This is a genomic window from Nonomuraea sp. NPDC050691, from assembly GCF_040654455.1.
GTDB lineage: Bacteria > Actinomycetota > Actinomycetes > Streptosporangiales > Streptosporangiaceae > Nonomuraea.
Genome location: NZ_JBFAIA010000133.1, coordinates 1 through 22,874, shown reverse-complemented (window position 1 = coordinate 22,874; position 22,874 = coordinate 1). Strand labels below are relative to the sequence as shown.

Below are 22,874 nucleotides of genomic sequence, written 5' to 3'. Positions count from 1 at the left end.
CCGTACACCTGCTGTACGGCGTGCGCGGCGTTGACGTCGGGAGGCAGCACCGAGCACCGTGCTGCCCAGGCGCCGATGCCTGGAGGTAGCGCCTGATGCCCGGGCGCCGACGCCGATGATGTCCCGACAGCGCGCGGCAGTCTGACGGCCTCGACGGCCTGGGCGTACGGGCGAGCCGCGGCCTGGTCCGCACCTGCCCGGACGGGCGGCCGGTCGTGGCGATGATCCCGTGGCTGTGTTCGGCGAGCAGCTCGTCCGTCATGTGCGTGTGCACGTCTGCCGGTCTGGACCTCGCCGCGGTCCGTGCCTTCGAGGCTTCCTCCTTGCCCGGGTGAGGAGAGCCGCGCGGGGACGGGTACGGTGGCGGGCGTGGTGCACGAATCGCTCGAAACCCTGGCCCAGCGGCACGTCTTTCCCCGGATGGTGCGGTTCGCGGACATCGACTCGCTCGGGCATGTGAACAACGTCCGGTTCTTCGACTACCTGGAGGACGCCCGGCTCGGCATGCTGCACATCGACCCGTACCGGGCGGGTGACGCGCCGTTCAAGGGCCTCGTCATCGCCCGGCACGAGATCGACTACCGCCGGCCGCTGTCGTTCCGGGCCGAGCCGGTGCGGGTGGAGACGTGGGTGACGGAGATCAAGCCGGTGCGCTTCACCTTGGCGTACGAGATCCGTGACGACGACGAGGTGTTCGTGACCGCGTCCTCGGTGTGCGTGGGATACGACGTGGAGGCGGGCGCGCCACGCCGGCTGACGCCGCAGGAGGTCGCGTACCTCGAACGCTTCAAGATCACCGCCTAGTGGCGTGGCGGTGCGCGAGCGGGAACAGAGGCAGGGCATGCGGCGCTGGGTGATGCTCGCCCTGGGCGTCAACGCGCATGCCAGCGTCACCTTGGGCCTGTTCGGGCTGCCGCTCGTCATGCCGGACCTGCAGCGTTTCTTCGGCCTGTCCCTGCCGGTCGCGGGCATCGTGGCCAACGCCCCGGCGATCGGCGTGCTGTTCGCCCTCGTTCCCTGGGGCGTGCTCGCCGACCGGCACGGCGAGCGGCTGGTGCTCGGCGCGGGCGTGGGGCTGGCGGCGGTGTTCTTCGGGGCCGTGACGCTGGTGAGCGGCGTCTGGGCGGTCGTCGCGCTGCTGGCGCTCGCGGGCGCCGCGGGCTCGGCCGCGATGGTGGGCGGTGGCCGGATCGTGCTGCGCTGGTTCCGGCCGCCGGAGCGCGGCGTCGCCATGGGGCTGCGGCAGGTGTCGTACACGCTCGGCATGGCCGTCGCCGCGTTCCTGCTGCCGCCCGTGTCACGCGCGCACGGCATCCCTGGAGCGCTGGGCGTCTGCGCCGCCGTGAGCCTCGTCGCCGCCGTGCTGGCCGCCCTGTTCCTGGCCGAGCCGCCGCACGGCGCCCCCGGTTCGGGGGCCGCCCCGGCCGGCTCGCCGTACCGGCAGCCGGCCCTGTGGCGGGTGCACGCGACGAGCGCGCTGCAGGCGGTGCCGCAGATCGTGGTCAGCACGTACGGTGTCGCGTGCCTCGTCCACGTGTACGGCTGGGACGGGGTCCAGGCGGGACAGTTGTTCGGCGTGGCGGCGGTCGGCGGCGCCGCGGTGCGCATCGTGGTGGGGCGCTGGTCGGACCGGACGGGCCTGCGGATGGCGCCGCTGCGGCTCCTGACGTTCGGCAGCCTGGCGGTGCTCGCCCTGCTGCTGGCGGGCACCCTCACCGGGTCGTGGCCGGGCCCGGTGATGCTGGCGCTGGCCGCGGTCATCACCGTGGCGGGCAACGGCCTGGCGTACCTGGCGGCCGGGGAGCTCGCCGGGCCCGGGGCGGCCGGGCGGGTGCTGGGCACCCACAACACCATCCAGAACGTCGTCGCCCTCGCCGTGACCCCGCTGGCCGGCCTGCTGATCACGCGCGCGGGCTACTGGGCGGGGTTCGCGGCCGGGCTGGTGTGCGCGCTCGTCTCCGTCCCGGTCATCCCGGTACGCGGCGAGCGTGGCGCGCACACCGAGCCCACGAACGTCACCTGACCGGCACCGTCAGTGGAGCCAGGCCCGGCACCTTCAGGCCGCCGGGCCTGGAGCCAAGCCGGGCGCGGTCAGGCCGGCGGGGCCTGGAGCCAGGCGGCCGTGTCCGGGGGCAGGGCGTCGCCCGCCAGCGGCCCGCTCGCGAGCAGCACGCTCTCGTGCGGCGGCAGCCGTACGGCATCCGTGCCGCAGTTGAGCGCGCACACCAGCGACCCGCGCCGGAAGACCAGCGCGTCCTCGTGCGAGTCCAGCCACTCGATCGCGTGCGGGACGTCCTCCACCACCTCCCGGCGGCAGGCCAGCGCCGCCCGGTAGAACTCCAGCGTCGAGGCCGGGTCGCCCGTCTGGGCCTGGACGCTCAGCGCGCCGAACTCCTCGGGCTGCGGCAGCCACGGCCGCGTCCCGCCCGGCGAGAACCCGTGCGAGGGCCCGGACGCCTCCCACGGCAGCGGCACCCGGCAGCCGTCGCGGCCCGGCAGCTTGCCCTCCGACTGGAAGAACACCGGGTCCTGCCGCGCCTCCGGGGGAAGATTCTTCACCTCGGGGAGTCCGAGTTCCTCCCCCTGGTAGAGGTATGCAGACCCGGGAAGCGCAAGCATGGCAAGAAGTGCCGCTTTTGCCCGGGAGAGTCCGGTGCCTGGGTCGGCGGTCTCATAGCGGGTGCGGTGCCGTACGACATCGTGGTTGGACAGCACCCACGTGGCGAACGGCACGGTCGCCAGCGTGTCGTCGATCACCTTGCGGAACGCCGTCGCCGACCACGGCGCCTGCAGCCAGGCGAAGTTGAAGCTCTGGTGCAGCTCGTCCGGCCGGACGTAGCGGGCCAGGTCCTCGGGGTCGTCCGTCCACACCTCGCCCACGGCCATGCGCTCGCCCGGGTAGCCGTCGAGCAGCTTGCGCCACGACCGGTAGACCTCGTGCACCTCGGGCTGCCCCCACACCGGCGAGCGCGCCGCCCCGAACGCCTGCTCGTCCACCGCCGGCAGATCCGGCAGGTCCTCCGCCTTGTACAGGCCCATCGCCACGTCGATGCGGAACCCGTCGACGCCCCGGTCCAGCCAGAAGCGCAGGATGTCGAGGAACTCCTCGTGGACCTCCGGCTCCCGCCAGTTGAAGTCGGGCTGCCCCGGCGCGAACAGGTGGAGATACCACTGCCCGTCGGCCACCTGGGTCCAGGCCGGCCCCCCGAAGGTGGACTGCCAGTTGTTCGTCCGGTCGCGGAAGATGTAGCGCTCGCGCCGCTCGCCACGCAGCGCCGCCTGGAACCACGGGTGCTGGGAGGAGCTGTGGTTGGGCACGATGTCGACGAGCACCCGCAGCCCGAGCTCGTGCGCGTCGGCCACCAGCGCCTCGAAGTCCGCCAGCGACCCGAACAGCGGATCCACGCCACGGTAGTCGGCCACGTCGTAGCCGCCGTCGGCCATGGGGGAGGGGTAGAAGGGCGTCAGCCAGACGGCGTCGACGCCCAGGTCACGGAGGTACGGCAGGCGCTCCCGGATGCCGGCGAGGTCGCCGACGCCGTCACCCGAGGCGTCGGCGAAGCTGCGTACATAGATTTCGTAAACGACCGCGTCACGCCACCAGGGGATAGTCATGGGGCGGTCATGCCCGTTATGTGGGCGAGTTCACCAGGCTGTGGGCCGCGTACACCAGGTAGTCCCAGAGCCGCTTCTCCTGCTCCTCCGGCAGCTCCAGCGACTCGACGCCGTCGCGCATGTGCTTGAGCCAGGCGTCACGCTCGGCCTGGCCGATCACGAACGGCACGTGGCGCATGCGCAGACGGGGATGCCCGCGCTCCTGGCTGTAGGTGTTGGGCCCGCCCCAGTACTGGATCAGGAAACCCCGCAGCCGTTCCTCCGCGCCGGTGAGGTCCTCCTCCGGGTAGAGGGGACGGAGCAGAGGATCCTGGGCCACCCCCTCGTAGAAGCGGTGCACCAGCCGGCGGAACGTCTCCTCGCCCCCGACGGCCTCGTAGAAGGAGGTCTCAGTCACGGTGCAAGCCTACGCGCCGGGCGCCAGTGCGATGCCGGCGGTGTCGAGCGCGCTCTTGACCTTCAGCCGCATCTCCCGGGCGACCTGCGCCTGCCTGGAGGGCAGCGTCTTGGCCGAGATGCGGAAGACGATCGTGCTGTCGGACAACTGCTCGACGCCGAACACGTCGGGCCTCTCCACGATCACCGTCTCGCGGAACTCGGGGTCGTCCCACATGTCCTTGGCGATCCCCTCCAGCACGTCGCGCACCGCGCTCACGTCGGTGGCGTAGCCCACCGGGACGTCCACGTAGGCCCGTGACCAGCCCTGCGACTCGTTGCCGATCCGGGTGATGGTGCCGTTGCGCACGTACCAGACCCGGCCGTCGGCGTCGCGCAGCCGCGTGATCCGCAGCGTCACCGCCTCGACCGTGCCCACGGCGGCGCCCGCGTCGATCACGTCGCCCACGCCGTACTGGTCCTCCAGCAGCATGAACATGCCCGCGATGAAGTCCTTGACCAGCTCCTGCGCGCCGAAGCCGATCGCCACGCCCAGGATGCCGACGCTGGTCAGCAGCGGGGCGATGGGAATGGTCAGCCGGTCGAGCACGGTGAGCACGGCGGTGCCGAGGATGACGATCGAGGCGATGTGCTTCAGCACCGACCCCATGGTCTCGGCCCGCTGCTTGCGCCGCTCGTGGAGCAGGACGTCGATGCTCTCCGAGCCGGCGCCGGTGCGGCGGAACCGGGTCATGAGCGAGCCGCCGGTCGCGGCCCGGGTGACCACACGGGTGATGACCCGGTGGGAGATCTTCCGGATGACGACCGCGAGGATCAGGATCAGCACGATCGTGATCAGCGTCGCCGCCAGCGGCGCCCACGTCGCTCCCTTGAACAGCCCGGCCAGCGTGGAGCAGAGCAGCGTGTCACCGTCGCAGACGCTGGACATCTGCTGGTTCAGGCTGTCGAGGCTGGGGAGCACCGAGGTGGGTGAGGGAGAGGACGATGGCGCCGGCGTCGCCAGGAACACTGGGAGAATCCCCCTTCGGGAAAGCGGGAAAGCGGTTCGGTCGGCGGATCTGGACCGATTCGATCCACAAGATACCGCCGACCGAACCGGCCGCCGTCACATCACGCCGGGGAAGACGGGGTCATCAGAGCCCGGGGCCGCGGAGGGCGGGGCCTGACGCTCCGGTGACGGGCGGCCCGGCAGGGGCGCGCACCCGGAAGCGCGTCCCTGCCGTTTCTCCCGGGGCATGCGCCCCGGGACCCTCCGGTCTGACCCGGAGGGCGCTTCGCGAACTGAATGGAACCGGCGGGACGGCCAGGGACCCCCGCGAACGGGAGGCCCTCCGCACCGGCCGCCCCGCCGGCTCCGCGAAGCCGCGGTGGGCGCGGTGAGCCGTGGTGGCTGCGCTCCACCCGGATCACCGCCTGTGTCATTCGCCCACCGCGGCAAGCACCCGGGCGACCTTCGTCGCCGCACCAGCCGGGTCCTCGGCCGTGTGCATCCGCTCTCCCCAGGACCAGCAGTACCACCAGTCCGGTAGGTCGGAGACCGCGGTCGGCCGACAGGTGACGTTCTCCGACAGGCTCGTCGCGTTCGGGTTGATCACCCGTACGAACAGCCGGCCGGTCTGGGTGCGGACCACGCGTGCGAGCAGACCGCGTGCGTCGAGCTCCGTGACCAGACGCTCCAGGTGCTCGAAGTCGTCGTCCCCCACCTTTCGTCCCTCCCTCGCTCGTTGCTGGTGCGCCAAAGATGACTCAACTGAGCGGGCTACGCAACGAGCACATCCCGATCACAGGGAGTGGCTATTCACTCGTGGGTTGTAAGAAACAGTCCGCTGGAGGACGATCCTTAACCGTAAGCTTCAAGAGGACGTTTTCTTCCCGTCCACAATGGTCCATAGTCTAGGGTAGGCGCTCTGCAACCCAGAGACTACGCTCAGTGATCGGTCACGGATCGTACGGGACGTGTGTGAGAGGGGCCGGGATGTCCGGCAGGCAGCACAGGGAAACGGAGATGGCGCGGCGCATCCGGGCCAGGGGTCTCGCCGCCGGCCGCACGCCTGCTCAGATCGCCGAGGAGATACACGAGGCCTGCTCACCCCAGTTCGGCACGACGCGGATCAAGGGCCATCGCCTCTCCCATGGCATCGCCCTCGCCGACGTCATCGAGCAGGTGCGCGCCCTGTTCGAGCGTGAGGCCAAGCCGGCGCCGGGCATCGGCGAGACCCTGCTGTCGGCGTACGAGAGCGGCCTGAAACGCCCCGGCCCCGAATACCTCCACTATCTGTGCACCGTCTACCGCGTCGAGCCCGCCGCCCTCGGCTACGAGGGCCCCTGCATCTGCGGTCACGGGCACCGCGGGCCCGCCGCGGCCACGTTCGAGGTCGCGGACGGCGCGCAGCTCTCGGTCGACACCCGGGCGCCGCGGGTCAGGCCGTCCGGTGACGAGGAGGCGCCGCACGAGGGCCAGGAGGACGAGAACATCCTGCGCCGCACGCTGCTCCAACTGCTCTCCGACAAACCGCCGGCGAAGCTGGACGGACCGGCGCTCGGCGCCCTGGAGGGCATCAGGCGGCGCATGGACGAGACGCTCGTCCGCGCCACGGTCTCGCCGGCCATGCTCGACCAGTGGGAGGAGGTCACGCAGGGCTTCGGCCGGCAGTACACGACCACCGCCCCGCTGCGGCTGCTGTGCGACGTGGTGCTGGAGCTGAGCGCCGTCCGCAACGCGATGCACCACCGCCAGCCGATCGACCTGCAGGAGCGCCTGTGCCGCATGGCCGCGCAGCTCGCCGGTCTCAGCGGCATGATCATGATCAATCTGGGCGACCACCGCCTGGCGCGCTCGTTCTTCCGCACCGGCCGCATCGCCGCCGACGAGACCGGCGACCGCGCGCTGCGCGCCTGGGTGACGGCCCGCGAGTCGCTCGTCCCGCTCTACTACGGCGACGCCCGCGAGGCGCTCAACCTGGCCAAGAAGAGCCGCGACCTGGCCGGCACCGTCCCGTGCGCCGCGCAGGCCATGGCGCCGGTCGTGGAGGCCCGCGCGCTGGCCATGCTGTCGGGCACCGACAGCAAGAAGGAGATCGTCGACCAGGCCAAGCGGGCCCTGGCGCGGGCCCGCAACGCCTTCAGCCACATCAAGGGCGACGAGCGCGAGGACATGGCCTTCGGCTACACCGAGCGCCAGCTCTACTTCTACCAGGGCGACGTGCTCACCAAGCTCGGGCAGACGCTGGAGGCCGAGGTGGTGCTGGAGCAGGCCCTCGACAAGTACCAGGATCACATCCTCGACCAGACGCTGATCAGGCTCGACCGGGCGCAGTGCCGCCTCATCGAGGGCGACGTCACCGAGGCGCTGCAGATCGGCACCGAGGCCCTGAAGCTGCTCGGCCCCGAGTACCGCACCGAGTTCATCATGCGTCCCGCGCTCGCCTTCGAGCAGGCGGTCATGCAGCGCGACCGCAACCACCCGGGCCTGGCCGGCTACCGGGAGCAGCTACGCCCGGAGCAGGTCGCGAACGAAGGAAAGGCCGGTGCATGAACCTGAAGATCCGCCGTTACCGCTGGTCCGACCTGGACACCATCCTGGCGCTGCACCAGATCTGCCTGGCCCAGGTCGGCCTGTTCCCCGGTGACGGGGTCTACTACGACGACGACTTCCCCCGCATCCAGGAGCTCTACCTGGTCTGCGGCGGAGACTTCCTCGTCGGCGAGGTGGACGGCCGGGTCGTCGCCATGGGGGGCCTGCGGCCCATCGACTGCGGCCGGGCCGAGATCTGCCGGCTGCGCGTCCACCCCGACTACCAGCGGCGCGGTTACGGCGCCGCGATGCTGACCGCCCTGGAGAGACGGGCGGTCGCGCTGGGCTTCCACAGCGTCCGCGGCGACACCACGCTGCGCCAGGAGGCCGCCCTCGCGCTGTACGCGCGGCAGGGGTGGCGGGAGATCTCCCGCGCCCGCGTCGGTGACCTCATCGTGGTGTACGGCGAGAAGCGGCTCGTGCCCGCCGCCGTCCTCGACGCCTGACCGCGCCCCGGTCCCTCTCGCGCCGTTCCCCCGCGCCGTTCTCCCGCACCGTTCCCCCGCACCGCTCTTTCGCACCGCCGCCGCCGGACGTCCGGCGGCGGCGGGAGGCGTGTGGGGCCTCCGGGCAAGGGGGTGACGGGAGAAATGAGGGATTCGATCACGTCTGCGGATATGGATGTACGAGCCCCCGAGTGAGCCTCTTCACTCCCGGTGGTAGAGGAGCATCCCCGGCTGCTCGGAGTACATCCGCGGCTGCGTTTCGTAGTGAGATGCTTCCGCCATGGCAGTCGTGGCCGCTCCCCGACCCCTCCTGGGAGCCGTGCTTCTGTTGTTCGTCAGCGCCGCATGGGGGTCGGCGTTCCCGCTGATGAAGCATCTCATCGACCGGTTACCGGTGGAGGATCTGCTGGCCGAGCGTTACGCCATCGCGGCGCTGACGCTCCTCCTCCTGCGTCCCGGCACGCTGCGGGGGCTCGCGTGGCGCACGTGGGGGAACGGGATCGTCCTGGGGGTCATGTTCGGCGTCGGCCAGATGGGGCAGGCCGTCGCCCTCCACAGCATTCCTTCGGCCGTGTCGGGGTTCGCCGTCGGATGCAGTGTGATCTTCACGCCCATCCTGGCGCTCGTGCTGTACAGGACGCGCATGCCCGTCCGGGTGTGGGTGGGAGTCGCGCTCGCGCTGGCGGGCATGACGGTCTTCACGCTCCTGCGCGGCGGTGCCGAGGGCCCGATCTCGCTGCCGGCGCTCGCCGTCACGCTCGCCGCCGCGGCCCTGTACGCGGGGCACACGCTGCTCCTCGCCCGGCTCACCCGCACCCGTGAAGGCTTCAACGCCTACGCCCTGACCGTCATCCAGCTGGCCACCATCGGACTCATGACGGGCGGCTACGCGGTCCGCGACGGGTTGAGCCTGCCGGCCGGCCCCTCCGACTGGGTCGCGCTGGGCCACCTGTCGGTGGTGTCGTGCGCGCTGGGGTTCCTCGCCCGCTCCTACGGCCAGGCGCACGTGGCCGCCGTGCCCAGCGCGGTGCTCATGTCGTCGCAGCCGCTGTGGGTGGCGGCGATCGCGGTGATGTGGTTCCACGAGCCGGCGGACTGGAGCATGGCCCTCGGCGGCGGCCTCATGGGGGCGGCGATGCTGCTGGCGGTGCCGTCGCGCACGAGCGGGTCCCCGCGCCCGGCATCCGTCCAGCGGGTGGAGCCGCCACGGCCCGTTCAGGAGGAGGCGTCGCGCAGGGGTCACCTGCTCGCCGTGTCGCGCCAGGCGTCGAAACGGCTGGCCGACCTCAAGATCAAGCGGGACGGCCCGGCGGACGAGTCCGCAGTCGGGGTGGAGGAGCCGCAGGCGCCGTCCGCGCCGCCGGGCGCCGCTCAGGTGTGCGTCGACACCCAGGCATGCCGGCTGCAGACGCACCAGATCAAGGGCAGCGGCCAGCCCAGCCTGGACCGGCTCATCCAGCGGGCGACGATCATCGTCCGGGCCAGGAACCTGCCCGGCCCCGGCTGCTGCCAGTCGGTCACGCTGGCCGGTCGCTGTCTGTGCTCGCTGATCCAGGAAGCCGAGAAGAACGGAGAGGCGGCGAAGTCGTGCTGGTTTCGGCCCGGCTGAGCGGCTGTTAATCACCGAATAAACAGCGTATTAGCTATTACCCACTAACTTATACGCTCTAAACCTTGATAATCGTTGAAGTGCCCGAATAATGGTGGATTAGTCCCAACGGAGGGGTAGGACACCATGAAGCGCATCGTCGTGCACAAACCGGGCTCAGCGAAGCTCACGGGGACCGCGAGCGTCATCCACAAGGGGTGACCCGAAGCGGTTCTCACCGCCGGGTGCAGAGTGATCCGCCGGTCGAAACGGGGGCTGTGCGGCTGCTGATGCCGATGATCGACGGGCACCGCCGGCCCCATGGCCCCTACACCGTCGCCTCCGCACTGCTGCACCACCTCGTGCCGGCCGTCGTGGAACGTTCCCCGGAGCTGGTCGCCGCCCATGACATCGAGATCCGGGCGGCGGCCCCGGGGCTCGGCGACCTGGTCCCCGCCAGGCGCGTGACCGTCGACGCGACCCTGCCCGAGGACGAGCGCATCCTCGTGCCCGCGCCCCGCCGTACGCTGCGGCTGGCCAACGGGCTCACCGAGTTCGTCCGCGAGGCCGTGCCGCCCGGACGCGTCCTGGTGGTGTGCAACGGCGCCGAGACCGACCCGACGGACGCCGAGCTGCTCGACGTCATGACCCGCCGCATCCCGCCCGGCGTGCTCACCATCGTCGTGTACGAGGGCGGCCCCGAACCGGCGCCCGACCCCCGCGGTCCCGCCGAGCTGTGGCAGGTCGTGGACCGGTGCGTCCACGAGGGGTTCCTGCACGCCGTGACCGAGCTCGGTCCGCGAGGGCTGGAGGCGGCCGAGCCGGGGGGTGAGCTGTGGTGGCGCTTCGCGCAGCGCACCGCGACGGCCCTCGGCGGCCTCGGCCGTACCGAAGAGGCGCGCGAGGTGTGGGCGCGGGCCCGCAGGTGCAGCCAGGACCCGGCGGTCCACGCCGCCGCCGCGTACGGCCTGGCGATGCTCGACGCCCGGGACCCCGACCCGGGGCGGCGCGACCTCGCCCGGGCACGGGAGTGGGTCAACGAGGCCATCGCCATCTCGACGCTGCTGCCCGACCCGTACGAGCGGGCGTTCAAGCTGGGCTTCGACCGCAACGGCCTGGCGCTCGTGGAGCTGCGCGAGGGGCGGCCGGAGGCGGCGCTCGCGCTGGTGGAGTCGGCCCTGGAACTGGCCGGCGAGCTGGGGGAGCGGCATCCGCTGCACCGCATGGTGCTGCACGCCAACCGGGGCCGGCTGCTCGCCATGCTGGGCCGTACCAAGGAGGCGCTCGCCGAGTACACCGCGGCCATCGCCCTCGACCCCGGCTTCCCCGACCACTACCTGGACCGGGGCAACCTGCTGGCCCGGCTCGGCCTCCCGGACGAGGCGCTGGCCGACTACGAGAGCGCCATCCGGGCCGGCCCGCCGATGCCCGAGGCGTACTACAACCGCGCCGAGCTGCGGATCGCCCGCGACGACACGGACGGCGCGCTGGCGGACCTGGGGCACGTGCTGGAGCTCGACCCCGGCTACGTGGACGCGTACATCAACCGGGCCGGGCTGCTGGCCGCCCTCGAACGCGACGAGGACGCCTGGGCCGACGTGCGCGCCGGACTCGCGCTGGCCCCCGGCGACCCGCACCTGCTCGTCGTCCTCGGGCAACTGGAGACGGCCGCCGGCAGGCTGGAGGAGGCGCGCGCGACGCTGGACGGCGTCCTCGCCCGGGCGCCGTGGCTGGCGGCGGCGTGGGGCAACCGCGGGGTGCTGCGGTTCGCGGAGGGCGACGCGGAGGGGGCCGTGGACGACCTCTCGCACGCGATCGGCCTCGACCCGCATCCTGACCTGTACGCCAACCGGGCGGTGGCGCTGCGCTCGCTCGGCCGTACGGCGGAGGCGGGGGCGGACGAGGAACACGCGGAATCGCGGAATCGCTGATCCGCGTCGCGCCGCGGCGGCTGGCAGCATGGCGGCATGACCGAACGATGCGCTCCAGGGTTCGGCATCGGCCGTGTCCGCGCGCGGGTGGGACGGGCGGCGGCGGTGTTCGCGGCGCTGGGCGTGCTGTGGTGGGCCAGCGTCCGCATGGCCTGGACGGCGGTCGGCTGCGACGACTGGGGTTGCCTCGCGCCGGTCTCGGGGCTGGCGGCCCTCGTCACGGCCGTGGTGCTCGCGGGCGGGGGATGGGCCCTCGACCGCGTGGCGGTGCGCCCCGGCCGCCGGACGGCCGGGGTGGCGGCCGGAGTGCTGGTCTCGCTCGCGCTCCTCGGGCAGGTCCTGCCGTCGTGGGCCTGGCCGCCCGCACACGCGGTGCTGTCGGCGACGGCGTTCGCGGCAGCGGGCGGGGTGGCGGCCTACCTCACGGCGCCCGAGCCGCCCGGACGCTGGAAGCTGGCCCTCGTCCTCGCCCTGGCGGTCCTGCCGCCGGCGACGCTCGTCCTTCTGTGGACGACCGGCTCGTGACGTGTCGGCTCATAACGCGTGACATCCGGCGACGGTGGGCGCGATGTCCGGCGACGGTGGGACTGACGTCCGGCGACGGTAGGACTACGGTAGGGCGGGTGGGCTTCGACGAGCTGCTGCGAGAACTCCAGCCGGGCGCCGGCGCGCAGGCCGCCGGCATCAGACGCGGCTACGGGGGGCCGCCTCCGCGATCCCTGGCCATCAGGTCGGGCCCGGACCGGCTGCGCTGCGCCTCCCTGCTGAAACCGCTGTACGCGTGGGCGACGGCCGAACTGGTCGGCGACCACGAGCGGTGGCGCCGCCACGCGGAACCGGCCGTGGTCGTCTCCTCCAACACCGACACGCTCGCCCTGTGGCTGTCCGCCGGCCCGCGTGCCGTGCTCGACGGCATCCACCGGCGCACCGGTGTCCGGTGGGCGCCCCCTAACGGCGACCCGTCGAGGTTCGGGTCCGTGGAGGTGTCCGCCGCCGAGGTCGCCGCCGCGTACGCGGAGCTGGCCCAGGCGGCCCTGGCGGGCGAGCCGGTGGCGGGCGCGATCCTGGAGTGGATGCGGCTGGTGGGCGGCGACCAGACGTTCGGCGCCCGTGAGGCGCTCGCGGCGCCGGAGGCGGCGGTCAAGTGCGGCTGGTACGGCGGGCTGGAAGAGACGTGCCTGCGCACCCATGCCGTGGGCGTACTGACCCCGGAGGCGAACCGGGTGGTGGTCGTGGTCGGAATGACCGCGCAGCCGTACACCGACGAGCTCGAACGCGACATCTACCAGGCGCGGGTGGCCGAGGGGCTGCCGGTCGAGGCGGAGCACGAGAAGGCGGGCGGCGCGCTGCTGCGCGGCCTGCTGCGCACCACCCTGACCGAGCTGGGGGAGACGGCCGGCGGCTGAGACCGGCGAGACATGGGGCATGATTGCCGGGACTCCTGGCGATGTGCGAGTGCCACTGGCGATGCGGGATTCGCCACGAGTCCTGACGATGCGGGATTCGCCACGAGTCCTGGCGATGCGGGATTCGCCACGAGTCCTGGCGATGTGAGGGAGAGCGCGTGAAGCTGACGGTGCTGGGTGGATGCGGGGCGTGGCCCGCGGCGGGCCAGGCGTGCAGCGGCTACTTGGTGGAGCACGACGGGTACCGGGTGCTGATCGACCCCGGGTACGCGACGCTGCCCCGGCTGCTGGAGTCGACGGCTGCCGAGGCCGTGGACGCGGTGCTCGTCAGCCACGGCCACCCCGACCACTGCGCCGACCTCAACCCGCTGCTGCGCGCCCGCGCGCTGGGCGACGCCCCGCCGGCCGCGCTGCCGGTGCACGCGCCGCCCGGAGCGCTCGACGTGGTGCTCACCCTGGACCGGCCCGGCATGCTGGCGTCCAGCTACGTGCTGTACGAGCTGGCGCCGGGCGCGCCGGTGGAGCTCGGACCGTTCCGGGTGGACGCCTGGTCGTTGCCGCACCACGTGCCGAACGCCGGGCTACGGCTCACCGCGGGCGGCCGGGTGCTCGCCTACACCGGCGACACGGGGCCCGCCGCTGAGCTGACCGAGCTGGCGCGCGACGCCGACCTGCTGCTGGCGGAGGCGACCTATCCCGAGCGGGTGCCCGAGGAGGACGCGCCGTTCCTGTCGAGCGCCCTGGACGCGGGCCGTACGGCGTCGCGGGCTGGAGCGGCCCGGCTGGTGCTCACCCACCTGTGGCCGGACACCCTGCCCGAGCCGGCGCTGGAGGCGGCGGCCAAGGAGTACACGGGGGAACTCGCGGCGGCCTCCGGCGGGCTCACGATCTCGTTCTGACCGTCATCCCGCCCTTGCGATCCTGGGGCGTCGCGTCAGCGTTTCATGGCGCCGTCCGCGATGGCGTCCGCGGCCTCGCCGATCGCCATGCCGACGATCTCCAGTCGTCGTACCAGCTCACGCTGCTTGAGGGCGTCGGCGGTGATCTCGCCGGAGAAGATGCGGGAGATCTCGTACTGGTACATCCGCCGGATCTGCCCGCCCATCTTCTTGGCCTCCAGGGCGTCGTGCACCACGGCCGACGGACGGGAGGCGAGGTCGCGCACCGCGTTCTCCAGGGCGTCGATCCCGGCGATCACCTGGTCGAGGAGGGGGCTGAAGCGGATCTGGTCCGGCACCCGGTACAGGTGCGACTCGCGGACGAAGTCGCGCAGCGAGTCCAGCACGTCGTCGATGGAGCGGGAGAGCCGGAACAGGTCCTCCCGGTCGATGGGGGTGACCAGGGCGTTGCGCAGCTCATCGACCAGGCGGCGGCGCTCCTCGTCACCGAGGTGCTCGATCGTGCGCATCTGCTCGTGCGCCCCGGTCCGGCCGACCTCGCCGCCGATCATGGCCATGGCCAGCCAGGCGCCCTGCTTGGTCGCCTCCAGCTGGCCGAGCAGGGCCTCCGTCAGCGCGCTGTCCATCCGGCCGGTCATGAGATCGCGGATGCGCCGAAGTCGCTTCATCACACTCCTTACACGGCTCGCGCCGCATCAAGCTCATCAGGGTTATGCCCGCTCAGGCACGCAGGCTGGGGACAGGGGCATGGGGTCAGGTCGAGGAGAGGATGAAGGCGACGGTGCCCGCCAGCAGGGCGCTCGCCGGCAGGGTGAGCAGCCAGGCCACGACGATCTTGACGGCGGCGTACCAGCGCACCCGTCCGCCGCCCGTGGCCATGCCCGCCCCGATGAGGCCGCCCGCCACGGACTGCGTCATGCTCACCGGCATCCCGAGCAGCGCGCAGGCGATCACGGCCGTGCCCGAGGCGAGCTCCGCCGACACGCCGTGCAGCGGGCGGGAGGCGATGATCTCCTGGCCGAGGGTGCGGCCCGCCCTGGGCAGGCCGTACAGCGCGCCGAGCCCGAACAGGACGGCGACCAGCGACGTGTACGGCAGCGGCGCGCCCGAGAAGCCCAGTGCGATCATGAACACGGCGAGCATCTTCTGGCCGTCGTTGGCGGCGTAGGCGACGGTCTGGAGCAGGAATCCCACCCAGTGCCAGCGTCCCAGCCCCCGCGCGCTGGACCAGCGCACCAGCAGGTGCGCGACGCCCCACGCCACCACCCCGCCGACGAACGGCGCCGCCAGGCCGAAGGCCAGCACCAGCGCGACCGCCCCGGCCGAGACGGGCAGCCCCCAGCCGATCCCGGCCCCGGTGAGGCCGCCGACGATGGCCAGCGTGAGGCTCGTCGGACGGCCCTTCGCGCTCAGCACGGTGACGACGGTGAGGGCGGCGAGCACGGCGACCGTCATCGCGGTCCGCCCGCCGGGTCCGTCGAACGTGGCCAGCCGGTGCACGAACGTCCGCGCCACCGCCTGGGTCGCCAGCGGCACCAGCGCCACCATGACGACCAGAGCCAGGATGCCGGTGGCGGGACGTACCGTGGGCAGCTTGAGTCCCGTGGCGAGGAGCGCGCCCCCGTCGTTCATGCCGGTGACGAGAGCGAACAGGCAGGCGACGGCGACCAGTACGGCGAAGTCCAACGGTGAGTGTGCCTCCGTTCCGGCCGGCGCCCGCGATCGGTGTCGCCTGACGCATACCCGTGATCGGCTCGTTGATGGATGAACCTCTATTTTGCTGGAGAACCGGGTTCGATGGGACTTGTGTGGCGGGGCGTCCGGAGGGGGCATCGGCCGGGGTCGGAGTGACGGGTACGCTCGTTAGACGCGCGAATCGTGCCGAGTGTTGTGCCCCAGGTGCCGAAGGGCCGGGTGGGCCTGGCCATCGGGCGGTAACCTGCCCGGGTCGGCATCGACCGCGCCCAGCCATCCCACGTCCGCGAAAGTAATGACATGAGCCCAGCCGAGTACGTCCTGACCCTGTCGTGTCCCGACCGGCCAGGGGTGGTGGCCGCCGTCTCCGGGCTGCTGGCCGGGCACGGTTGCAACATCACCGAGAGTCAACAGTTCGGCGACCAGGCCGCGCGGCGCTTCTTCATGCGCGTCCAGTTCACCTCGCCGCTGGCCGAGGACGAGGTCAGGGCGGCGTTCGCCGTGCTCGCGCCGGAGTTCGGCATGGAGTTCGAGCTGCGCGACAGGGCCAGGAAGCCGCGGGTGCTCATCATGGTGAGCAGGTTCGACCACTGCCTCAACGACCTGCTCTACCGGGTGCGCAAGAAGACCCTGGACATCGAGGTCGTGGCCGTCGCCTCCAACCATCCCGACCTGCGCCCGCTCACCCAGTCGTACGGGATCGACTACCACCACCTGCCGATCACCCCGGAGACCAAGCCCCGGCAGGAGGCCGAGGTGCTGGCGCTGGTGGAGCACTACCAGGTCGACCTCGTGGTGCTGGCCCGCTACATGCAGGTGCTGTCGGAGGACCTGTGCGCCAAGCTGGCGGGCCGGGCGATCAACATCCACCACTCGTTCCTGCCGTCGTTCAAGGGCGCCAAGCCGTACCACCAGGCGCACGACCGGGGCGTGAAGCTGATCGGCGCGACCGCGCACTACGTCACGTCCGACCTGGACGAGGGGCCGATCATCGAGCAGGAGGTCGCCCGCGTCAACCACAGCCACTCGCCGGAGGACCTCGCCGCCATCGGCCGTGACGTGGAGTGCGTGGCGCTGGCCAGGGCCGTGCGCTGGCACGCCGAGCAGCGGGTCCTGCTCGACGGCCACAAGACCATCGTCTTCCCCCGCTGATCCCCGAAGAGGCCGGAATGCCCGCGCCGAAGCGTGTCCGGTCACGGCGGTACGCTCCGACGTCTCCCGTGACGGGCGCCGCACGGGCTCCCGTGAGGAGAAGGAGCGATCGTGAAGTACATGATCATGCTGTACGGCTCGCAGCGCGACCACGACCTGCTGGCCGGCAAGCCCGCCGAGGCAGGGGAGCCCGAGTGGACCGCCGAGGACGTGGCCGCGATGTACGCGTTCATGGGGCGGTGGAACCAGGAGCTGGTCGAGTCCGGCGAGTTCGTCGACGCGCGCGGCCTGGCGGCTCCGGTGCACACCCGGCGGGTCCAGGGGCTGCGCGACGGCGTGCCGGTCGTGACCGACGGGCCGTACCCGGAGACCGAGGAGGTGCTCGCCGGGTACACGATCGTCGAGTGTGACAGCTTCGACCGGGCCACGGAGATCGCGGCCCGCATCGCGACGTGCCCCCATCCGGGAGGTGACACGTCGGGCCTGTACGTGGACGTGCGGCCGATCGACGAGGGCCCCGGCGCCGCACTCGACGACTGACCTCCGACGCGCCCGCTCGACACCGAGCCTACGACGCGCCCGCACGGCGCCAAGCACACGACACATGACACCCGGCGCCGGCACGGGCCGTCGCCTCGGCCGGCCGGTCTCCCCGGCCGGCCGGTGCGACGGCTACAGCCCGGTGTGGCGGGCCAGGAAGGTGAGGGTGTCGGCCGACAGGTCCACGGTACGGCTGATCGAGCGGGCCCCGTGTCCCACCTCGGCCTCGTTGCGCAGCAGGATCGGCCGGTCCGACGTGGACGCGTGCTGCAGCGCCGCGCACATCTTCCACGCGTGCAGCGGGTGGACCCGCGTGTCCGACTGGAACACGGTGAACAGCACCGCCGGGTACTCCACGCCCTCGCGCACGTGGTGGTACGGCGAGTACGACCACAGCCACCCGAACTGCTCGGGGTCCTCGGCCGAGCCGTACTCGACGTTCCAGGTGGCCCCCAGCCCGAACAGCTCGTAGCGCACCATGTCGAGCAGCGGGGCCGAGCAGGCCACGGCCGCGTACAGGTCGGGCCGCTGCGTCAGCGCGGCGCCGACGAGCAGGCCGCCGTTGGAGCCGCCGGAGACGGCGAGCTGCTCGCGCGTGGTGACGCCGGTGGCGATGAGGTGTTCGGCCGCCGCGTGGAAGTCGTCGAAGACGTTCTGCTTGTGGGCGAGCATGCCGGCGCGGTGCCAGTCCTCGCCCTCCTCGCCGCCGCCCCGCAGGTTGGCGATGGCGTACACGCCGCCCGCCTCGACCCAGGCCAGGATGGACGCGGAGTAGCCGGGGGTCATCGACAGGCCGAAGCCGCCGTAGCCGTACAGGATGGTGGGCCGCGGCCCCTCGGCGTCGACCGGGGAGATGACGAGCATCCGCACCTCGGTGCCGTCCTTGGAGCGGTAGACCTCCTGGGAGGTGCGCACCCGCGGCACCTCGACCGCGCCCGGGGAGGCCGCCCACAGCGTGGTCTCGCCCGTGCGGGCGTCGTAGCGCTGGATGGTCGGCGGCGTGGTGTTGTCGGTGTAGCCGAACCACGCCTCGAACCCGCCCTCGGGCCGCTCCGACAGGCCGCCGATCGAGCCGAGGCCCGGCGTGGGTACCTCGCCCAGGCGCTCGCCCGTGGCCAGGTCGTGCACGGAGATCTCGCTGATGGCGTGGCGGGTCCAGCTCACCAGCATGACCGGGCGTTCCAGGTCGTCGAGGATGGCGAAGTCGGACAGCACCGCCTCGGGGTCCTCGGGGATGAGGTCGCGCCACCCGCCGGCTCCGGGCGTCGCCGGGTCGGTGACGCAGACGCGGCCGCGGGACGCGTCGCGGTCGGTGTGGACGTACAGCAGGCCGTCGCGGCCGAACGTCAGCCCGGTCTGCGCGTCCACGCCCTCCTGGACGACCACGAGCTCGGGCCGCTCCGGCGGCGAGGAGGTCAGGTCGGCCACCCACAGGTCGTTGCGCGGAGCCGTGCCCTCGTGGGCGGAGACCTGCAGCCAGCGGCCGTCGCGCGAGACCGAGACGCCGTAGTAGTTGGTCATCTTCAGGCCCTGCCCGAAGATCATGACGTCGTCCTCGGTGGACGTGCCGAGCCGGTGCAGGTAGACGCGGCGGTGGAACTGCGACTCGTTCTCCGGCACCTCGGTGCTCGGCAGGCGCCGCACGTAGTAGAACGCCTCGCCGCCCGGGAGCCAGGCCACGGGGGAGTAGCGGCAGCGGTCGATCGGGCCCTCGACGCGGGAGCCGGTCGCGACGTCGATGACGTACAGGACCGACTCCTCGGTGCCGCCCACCGAGATCTGGTACGCCAGCAGGCGCCCCTCCTTGTCGGGCTGGACCGCGTCGAGCGTGGTCAGCCCGGACGGGTCGAGCTCCATGGGATCGATCAGCGCCCGCTCCGTGCCGTCGGGGTCGGCGACGTAGTAGACCGCGTGCTCCTGGTCGGGCGTGCGGCGGCTGAAGAACGCGCGCCCGCCGCGCCAGGCCGGCGTGCCCACCGACCCCGACCTGAGCAGCTCGCCGATGCGCTCCCTGAAGCGCTGCGGCCCGCTCTCCCGCTTGAACAGGTCGGCCTGAGCCAGCAGCCAGCCCTGCGTCTCGGGGCTGTCGGGATCCTCCAGCCAGCGGTAGGGGTCGGGGACGGGCGTCTCGTGCAGGACGTCGGCGGTGTCCGCACGGCGCGCGGTGGGATACGGCTCTCGCGTCATGCCCCGAACCCTACTGCGAAGGAACGCGCGTAAAGTCCGGGTGTTACGGGCATAAAACGTATCGTGCGTCCCTCTGGTCATTCCGGGCTGGAGGTTATGGGGTGGCGGGGACCACGCGGGAAACGCCAAACTGGGTGACAGGACGGTGCCGTGGTGTCCATCCGCTGGACCGTCCGGCGGAGGTCCACGTGACGGAAGCATCCATGCCCCAGGAGGGGCCGACAGCCGGGACATGCCATGGCATGTCCCCTTTGATACGCGCGCGGCGGGATGGGGCCCGATGATGCGCCAGGTCCTGCTGCTGAATGCCACCTACGAGCCGCTCACCACTTTGTCCCTGCACCGGGCCATCGTGCTGGTGCTGCGGGAGAAGGCCGACGTCGTGCACCGAGACGGGCGGGGCGCGGTCCTGCGCTCGGCCAGCCGTACGCTGGACGTGCCCTCGGTGATCCGGCTCCGGCGATACGTCCGCATCCCCTACCGATCACGCATCCCCCTGACGCGGGCCGCGCTCATGCGCCGCGACGACTACCGCTGCGCCTACTGCGGCCAGCGGGCCGAGACCATCGACCACGTCATCCCGCGTTCCCGTGGCGGGGCCCACACGTGGGAGAACTGCGTGGCCTCGTGCACGACGTGCAACCACCGTAAGGCCGACAAGTACCTGGAGGAGCTGGGGTGGGCGCTTCGCGTCACCCCGGCGGTGCCACGGGGCGCCCACTGGAGGTTGATCGGCGCCTCGCTCGTCGGCGACCCCCAATGGGCGCCCTACCTGGAAGAGGCAGCGTAGCCCCTGGGCCCGCACCCCCGAGGTGCGGGCCCTTCGCTCATCGGCTCATTCGGCGGGCAGCTCGTCGGTCCATTCGGCGTCGATCGTCACCCCCTCGCCGTCGGTGAAGCCGACTCCTCCGGTGAGGGGCACCCATACGGGCGTGTCGCGCACCCGCGCCGTGTCCGGGTCCACGACGACCTCGCGGTCGCCGCCGGACAGCGGAACCCGCAGGCGCCGCCCGCCGCCGCTCTCGCCGAGGTCGGTGACGCCCGGCCGGGCGGCGAGCGCCCGGTAGGCCGCGGCACGGACCTGGGGCGTGACCGGCGCCTCGCTGACCAGCGAGATCAGCGTCTCCACGGCGAAGCCGTCCAGCTCCTTCTCGCTCGGCGCCCCCGCGCTGGTGCGGATGCCGCTGCCCGCGACGGCCGACCGCAGCCGCGTGTAGAGGGCGTCCTCGTCGGCGGGCAGCCCGCGCAGCTCGTCGAAGCTCATGCGCAGCGGCCCCACATTGAACGGCTGGGGTTTGGTGGTGAAGCGGAAGAGCTTCCCGTTGCCCTTCAGGCCCTTGCCCTTGATCCAGAACTGCCCGTCCCGCCGGTACCAGTACTCACTCGGCGGTCGGCTGCCCACGGTGACCGTGATGTGCCAGTACGTTCCCGAGCCCTCCGGGGTGCGCTCCGCGGTGGTGGCGGCCACCAGCAGGACGTCGCGCGCGGTCGTGACCGCGGGTGGCGGCCCGCCGGGACGGCCGACGGCGATCACGGCCGCGGCGGCGACGGCCGCTGCGGCCACCGGGACCAGCAGCCAGCGGGCCCGCCGCCGGGGGAGCCGGCCGCCCATCCCGGCGCGGAGCTGCTGCCGCCGCCGGGCGACCACCTCGGGGGACGGCTCCGGCTTGGCGAGCAGGGTCCGGATCTCGCGCAGGTCATCCATGGTCGTCCTCCTTGGCCATCACCTGATGGATCTTCTTGCGGGCACGGTTGAGCCGGGACCCGACGGTCCCGTAGGAGACGCCGAGAGCGTCGGCCACCTCCTGGTGCGTGAGCTCCGCCAGGTAGACCAGCGTCACCACGTCGCGCTCGCCCCGGTTGAGCGCGGCAAGGGCGCCGGCCAGGCGGGGCGCCATGCGCCGCGCCGCCAGGGACTCCACGACGCGGGCCTCGTGACTGTCGGCGGGAGGCTCGGCGCCGGTACGGGCCAGCGCCCGGTAGTGGCGGGCCTCCTTGCGCCGGTGGCGGGCGATCAGGTTCGTGGCGATCCCGAACAGCCAGGGCCGCAGCCCCCCGCGCGCGGGGTCGAAGCGCCCGCGATCGCGGAAGGCCAGGCAGAACGTCTCCGCCGCGATGTCCTCACCGTCCTGCACGTCCAGGCGGCCGGCCGCGTACAGGTACACCTCGCGGAAGTACCGGTCGTAGACGGCCGTGAACTCCTCCGCGTCCAGCCGGAAGCGGGCGACCAGATCATGGTCGTCCACCTCCGCGCGCGTCTCGGTCGACACACTCTCACCCTCCTGTGAACGGTTGTCATCCTCCCTTCGCCGGACCCCCGCGGAGCTTTCCCGCCCGGGGAAAACCCCTGTGCCCGGGCCGCCGCCGGATGGCAGGATCCCGGGCATGTGGACCTTCACGGAGGACGTCGCCGAGTACGCCGCGGCCGCGGAACCGTTCCTGCTGGCCGATCCCGTGCGCAACACCGTCCCGCTGACCGTGCTGGCCAACATCCGGGAGGGGATGGCGGTCGAGGGCGCGGTCTTCGGCTGGTGGACCTCCCGGGGTGAGGTGCGCGGCGCCGTGTTCCGCACGCCGCCCCGCGCGCTCGTGCTCGCCGACATGCCGGTCGAGGCGGCGGCCGCGCTGGCGGAGGAGTACGCCGGTGAGATCCCCATACTTGTGGGACCGCGCGCGGCGGTCGACGCGGCCTGCGCGGCGCTCGGCCGCTCCGGTGAGGTCCGCGCCGAGCGCCTCTACCGGCTCGGCGCCCTCAAGCCCCCCGGGACGCCGGGGCGGGGCAGGGTGGCCACGGCCGGCGATTTCCCGCTGATGGTGACCTGGATGGACGCGTTCGGCGCCGAGGTGCGCATGGACGTCGGCGACACGGTCGAGGCCGCCACCCGGCGGCTGGCCCAGCGTGACCTGGTGGTGTGGGAGGCGGACGGCGTGCCCGTCTCGCTGGCCGGCGTGTCGCCCGCCATGGGCGGCGTCTGCCGCATCGGGCCCGTCTACACGCCCCCGGCCTGCCGGGGACACGGCTACGGCTCGGCCGTCACCGCGTACGCCAGCCGGATGGCCCTCGACGAGCGGGGCGACGAGGTGGTCCTGTTCACCGACCTGGCCAATCCGACGAGCAACGCCATCTACCAGGCCATCGGTTACGAGCCCGTGGGCGACTACGCGCACGTGACGCTGGCCGGCTCGTCGTAATCTGTGCTCATGCCACGTTACGACTTCCGCTGCCGCGCCTGCGGCTCCACCTTCGAGGTGTCCCGTCCCATGTCCGCCTCCGGCGACCCGGCGACCTGCCCGGAAGGCCACGACGACACGGTCAAGCTGCTGTCGACGGTGGCCATGACCGGCGGCGGCTCCGCCCCGCGCCCGGCGGCCGGAGGCGGCGGCGGGTGCTGCGGGGGCGGCTGCTGCTCCTGACCCGGACCCGCGCCCGGCCCACCGGCCGGGC

23 protein-coding genes are annotated in these 22,874 nt (G+C 72.4%); 14 read left to right on the top strand and 9 right to left on the bottom strand.

What is annotated here, in order from left to right; genetic code table 11:
- Positions 1–420: 420 nt before the first annotated feature.
- Positions 421–804: a thioesterase family protein gene (locus tag AB0H81_RS32920; protein WP_358382417.1), complete on the top strand. Its 384-nt coding sequence runs from the start codon at positions 421–423 to the stop codon at positions 802–804.
- 37 nt (positions 805–841) lie between these two features.
- Positions 842–2,023, top strand: coding sequence for an MFS transporter (locus tag AB0H81_RS32915; protein ID WP_358382410.1), 1,182 nt, complete (start codon positions 842–844; stop codon positions 2,021–2,023).
- Positions 2,024–2,091: 68 nt separating this feature from the next.
- Here AB0H81_RS32915 and AB0H81_RS32910 read toward each other — a convergent pair whose 3' ends face one another.
- From AB0H81_RS32910 to AB0H81_RS32895, 4 genes are all read right to left on the bottom strand, one after another.
- Positions 2,092–3,615 carry a glycoside hydrolase family 13 protein gene (locus tag AB0H81_RS32910; RefSeq protein ID WP_358382407.1) on the bottom strand — a complete coding sequence of 508 codons (1,524 nt, stop codon included), beginning with the start codon at positions 3,613–3,615 and terminating at the stop codon, positions 2,092–2,094.
- Between the two features lie 16 nt (positions 3,616–3,631).
- Complete coding sequence (locus AB0H81_RS32905; protein WP_358382404.1) at positions 3,632–4,012, bottom strand: globin; 381 nt, start codon at positions 4,010–4,012, stop codon at positions 3,632–3,634.
- A 9-nt stretch (positions 4,013–4,021) separates the two neighbouring features.
- Positions 4,022–4,972: a mechanosensitive ion channel family protein gene (locus AB0H81_RS32900; RefSeq protein WP_358382401.1), complete on the bottom strand. Its 951-nt coding sequence runs from the start codon at positions 4,970–4,972 to the stop codon at positions 4,022–4,024.
- A gap of 457 nt (positions 4,973–5,429) precedes the next feature.
- The gene (locus AB0H81_RS32895) at positions 5,430–5,714 is read right to left on the bottom strand and encodes a hypothetical protein (RefSeq protein ID WP_175593369.1); all 285 of its coding nucleotides are present in this window, start codon (positions 5,712–5,714) and stop codon (positions 5,430–5,432) included.
- Between the two features lie 302 nt (positions 5,715–6,016).
- On the opposite strand from AB0H81_RS32895, the gene AB0H81_RS32890 reads away from it, so the two are divergent.
- The 7 genes from AB0H81_RS32890 to AB0H81_RS32860 all read left to right on the top strand — a co-directional run bounded on the left by AB0H81_RS32890 (position 6,017) and on the right by AB0H81_RS32860 (position 13,855).
- Positions 6,017–7,546, top strand: coding sequence for an XRE family transcriptional regulator (locus AB0H81_RS32890; protein WP_358382398.1), 1,530 nt, complete (start codon positions 6,017–6,019; stop codon positions 7,544–7,546).
- The gene (locus AB0H81_RS32885; protein WP_358382395.1) at positions 7,543–8,031 is read left to right on the top strand and encodes a GNAT family N-acetyltransferase; all 489 of its coding nucleotides are present in this window, start codon (positions 7,543–7,545) and stop codon (positions 8,029–8,031) included. Before AB0H81_RS32890 ends, AB0H81_RS32885 begins: the two co-directional genes overlap by 4 nt.
- A gap of 319 nt (positions 8,032–8,350) precedes the next feature.
- Positions 8,351–9,640, top strand: coding sequence for a DMT family transporter (locus AB0H81_RS32880; RefSeq protein ID WP_358382392.1), 1,290 nt, complete (start codon positions 8,351–8,353; stop codon positions 9,638–9,640).
- A gap of 257 nt (positions 9,641–9,897) precedes the next feature.
- Positions 9,898–11,550 carry a tetratricopeptide repeat protein gene (locus AB0H81_RS32875; protein ID WP_358382389.1) on the top strand — a complete coding sequence of 551 codons (1,653 nt, stop codon included), beginning with the start codon at positions 9,898–9,900 and terminating at the stop codon, positions 11,548–11,550.
- Between the two features lie 36 nt (positions 11,551–11,586).
- Positions 11,587–12,075, top strand: a complete 489-nt coding sequence (locus AB0H81_RS32870) for a hypothetical protein (RefSeq protein ID WP_358382386.1) — start codon at positions 11,587–11,589, stop codon at positions 12,073–12,075.
- 98 nt (positions 12,076–12,173) lie between these two features.
- Positions 12,174–12,956: a hypothetical protein gene (locus tag AB0H81_RS32865; RefSeq protein ID WP_358382383.1), complete on the top strand. Its 783-nt coding sequence runs from the start codon at positions 12,174–12,176 to the stop codon at positions 12,954–12,956.
- Between the two features lie 158 nt (positions 12,957–13,114).
- The gene (locus AB0H81_RS32860) at positions 13,115–13,855 is read left to right on the top strand and encodes an MBL fold metallo-hydrolase (RefSeq protein WP_358382380.1); all 741 of its coding nucleotides are present in this window, start codon (positions 13,115–13,117) and stop codon (positions 13,853–13,855) included.
- A 35-nt stretch (positions 13,856–13,890) separates the two neighbouring features.
- On the opposite strand, the gene AB0H81_RS32855 is transcribed toward AB0H81_RS32860, so the two are convergent.
- Both AB0H81_RS32855 and AB0H81_RS32850 read right to left on the bottom strand, forming a co-directional pair.
- The gene (locus tag AB0H81_RS32855; protein ID WP_175602144.1) at positions 13,891–14,523 is read right to left on the bottom strand and encodes a DUF47 family protein; all 633 of its coding nucleotides are present in this window, start codon (positions 14,521–14,523) and stop codon (positions 13,891–13,893) included.
- A gap of 85 nt (positions 14,524–14,608) precedes the next feature.
- A complete protein-coding gene (locus tag AB0H81_RS32850) occupies positions 14,609–15,541 on the bottom strand; it encodes an inorganic phosphate transporter (RefSeq protein ID WP_358382377.1) in 933 nt (310 codons plus the stop codon).
- A 309-nt stretch (positions 15,542–15,850) separates the two neighbouring features.
- On the opposite strand from AB0H81_RS32850, the gene purU reads away from it, so the two are divergent.
- Together purU and AB0H81_RS32840 are read left to right on the top strand one after the other, a co-directional pair.
- Positions 15,851–16,702 carry a formyltetrahydrofolate deformylase gene (gene purU, locus AB0H81_RS32845; RefSeq protein WP_358382374.1) on the top strand — a complete coding sequence of 284 codons (852 nt, stop codon included), beginning with the start codon at positions 15,851–15,853 and terminating at the stop codon, positions 16,700–16,702.
- 120 nt (positions 16,703–16,822) lie between these two features.
- Complete coding sequence (locus tag AB0H81_RS32840; RefSeq protein WP_358382414.1) at positions 16,823–17,242, top strand: YciI family protein; 420 nt, start codon at positions 16,823–16,825, stop codon at positions 17,240–17,242.
- Between the two features lie 132 nt (positions 17,243–17,374).
- On the opposite strand, the gene AB0H81_RS32835 is transcribed toward AB0H81_RS32840, so the two are convergent.
- Positions 17,375–19,429 (bottom strand): prolyl oligopeptidase family serine peptidase, encoded by a 2,055-nt coding sequence (locus AB0H81_RS32835; protein WP_358382371.1) that lies wholly within the window; start codon positions 19,427–19,429, stop codon positions 17,375–17,377.
- 283 nt (positions 19,430–19,712) lie between these two features.
- Here AB0H81_RS32835 and AB0H81_RS32830 point away from each other — a divergent pair, with 283 nt between their 5' ends.
- Positions 19,713–20,219, top strand: a complete 507-nt coding sequence (locus AB0H81_RS32830) for an HNH endonuclease (RefSeq protein ID WP_358382411.1) — start codon at positions 19,713–19,715, stop codon at positions 20,217–20,219.
- Positions 20,220–20,264: 45 nt separating this feature from the next.
- Here the strand turns inward: AB0H81_RS32830 and AB0H81_RS32825 are convergent, their stop codons facing one another.
- Positions 20,265–21,134 (bottom strand): CU044_5270 family protein, encoded by an 870-nt coding sequence (locus tag AB0H81_RS32825; RefSeq protein WP_358382368.1) that lies wholly within the window; start codon positions 21,132–21,134, stop codon positions 20,265–20,267.
- Positions 21,127–21,699 (bottom strand): RNA polymerase sigma factor, encoded by a 573-nt coding sequence (locus AB0H81_RS32820; protein WP_358382365.1) that lies wholly within the window; start codon positions 21,697–21,699, stop codon positions 21,127–21,129. The genes AB0H81_RS32825 and AB0H81_RS32820 overlap by 8 nt, the downstream gene beginning before the upstream one ends.
- 115 nt (positions 21,700–21,814) lie before the next feature.
- On the opposite strand from AB0H81_RS32820, the gene AB0H81_RS32815 reads away from it, so the two are divergent.
- Together AB0H81_RS32815 and AB0H81_RS32810 are read left to right on the top strand one after the other, a co-directional pair.
- Positions 21,815–22,621, top strand: a complete 807-nt coding sequence (locus tag AB0H81_RS32815) for a GNAT family N-acetyltransferase (protein ID WP_358382362.1) — start codon at positions 21,815–21,817, stop codon at positions 22,619–22,621.
- A 9-nt stretch (positions 22,622–22,630) separates the two neighbouring features.
- Positions 22,631–22,843: a zinc ribbon domain-containing protein gene (locus tag AB0H81_RS32810; protein ID WP_358382359.1), complete on the top strand. Its 213-nt coding sequence runs from the start codon at positions 22,631–22,633 to the stop codon at positions 22,841–22,843.
- Positions 22,844–22,874 lie beyond the last annotated feature (31 nt).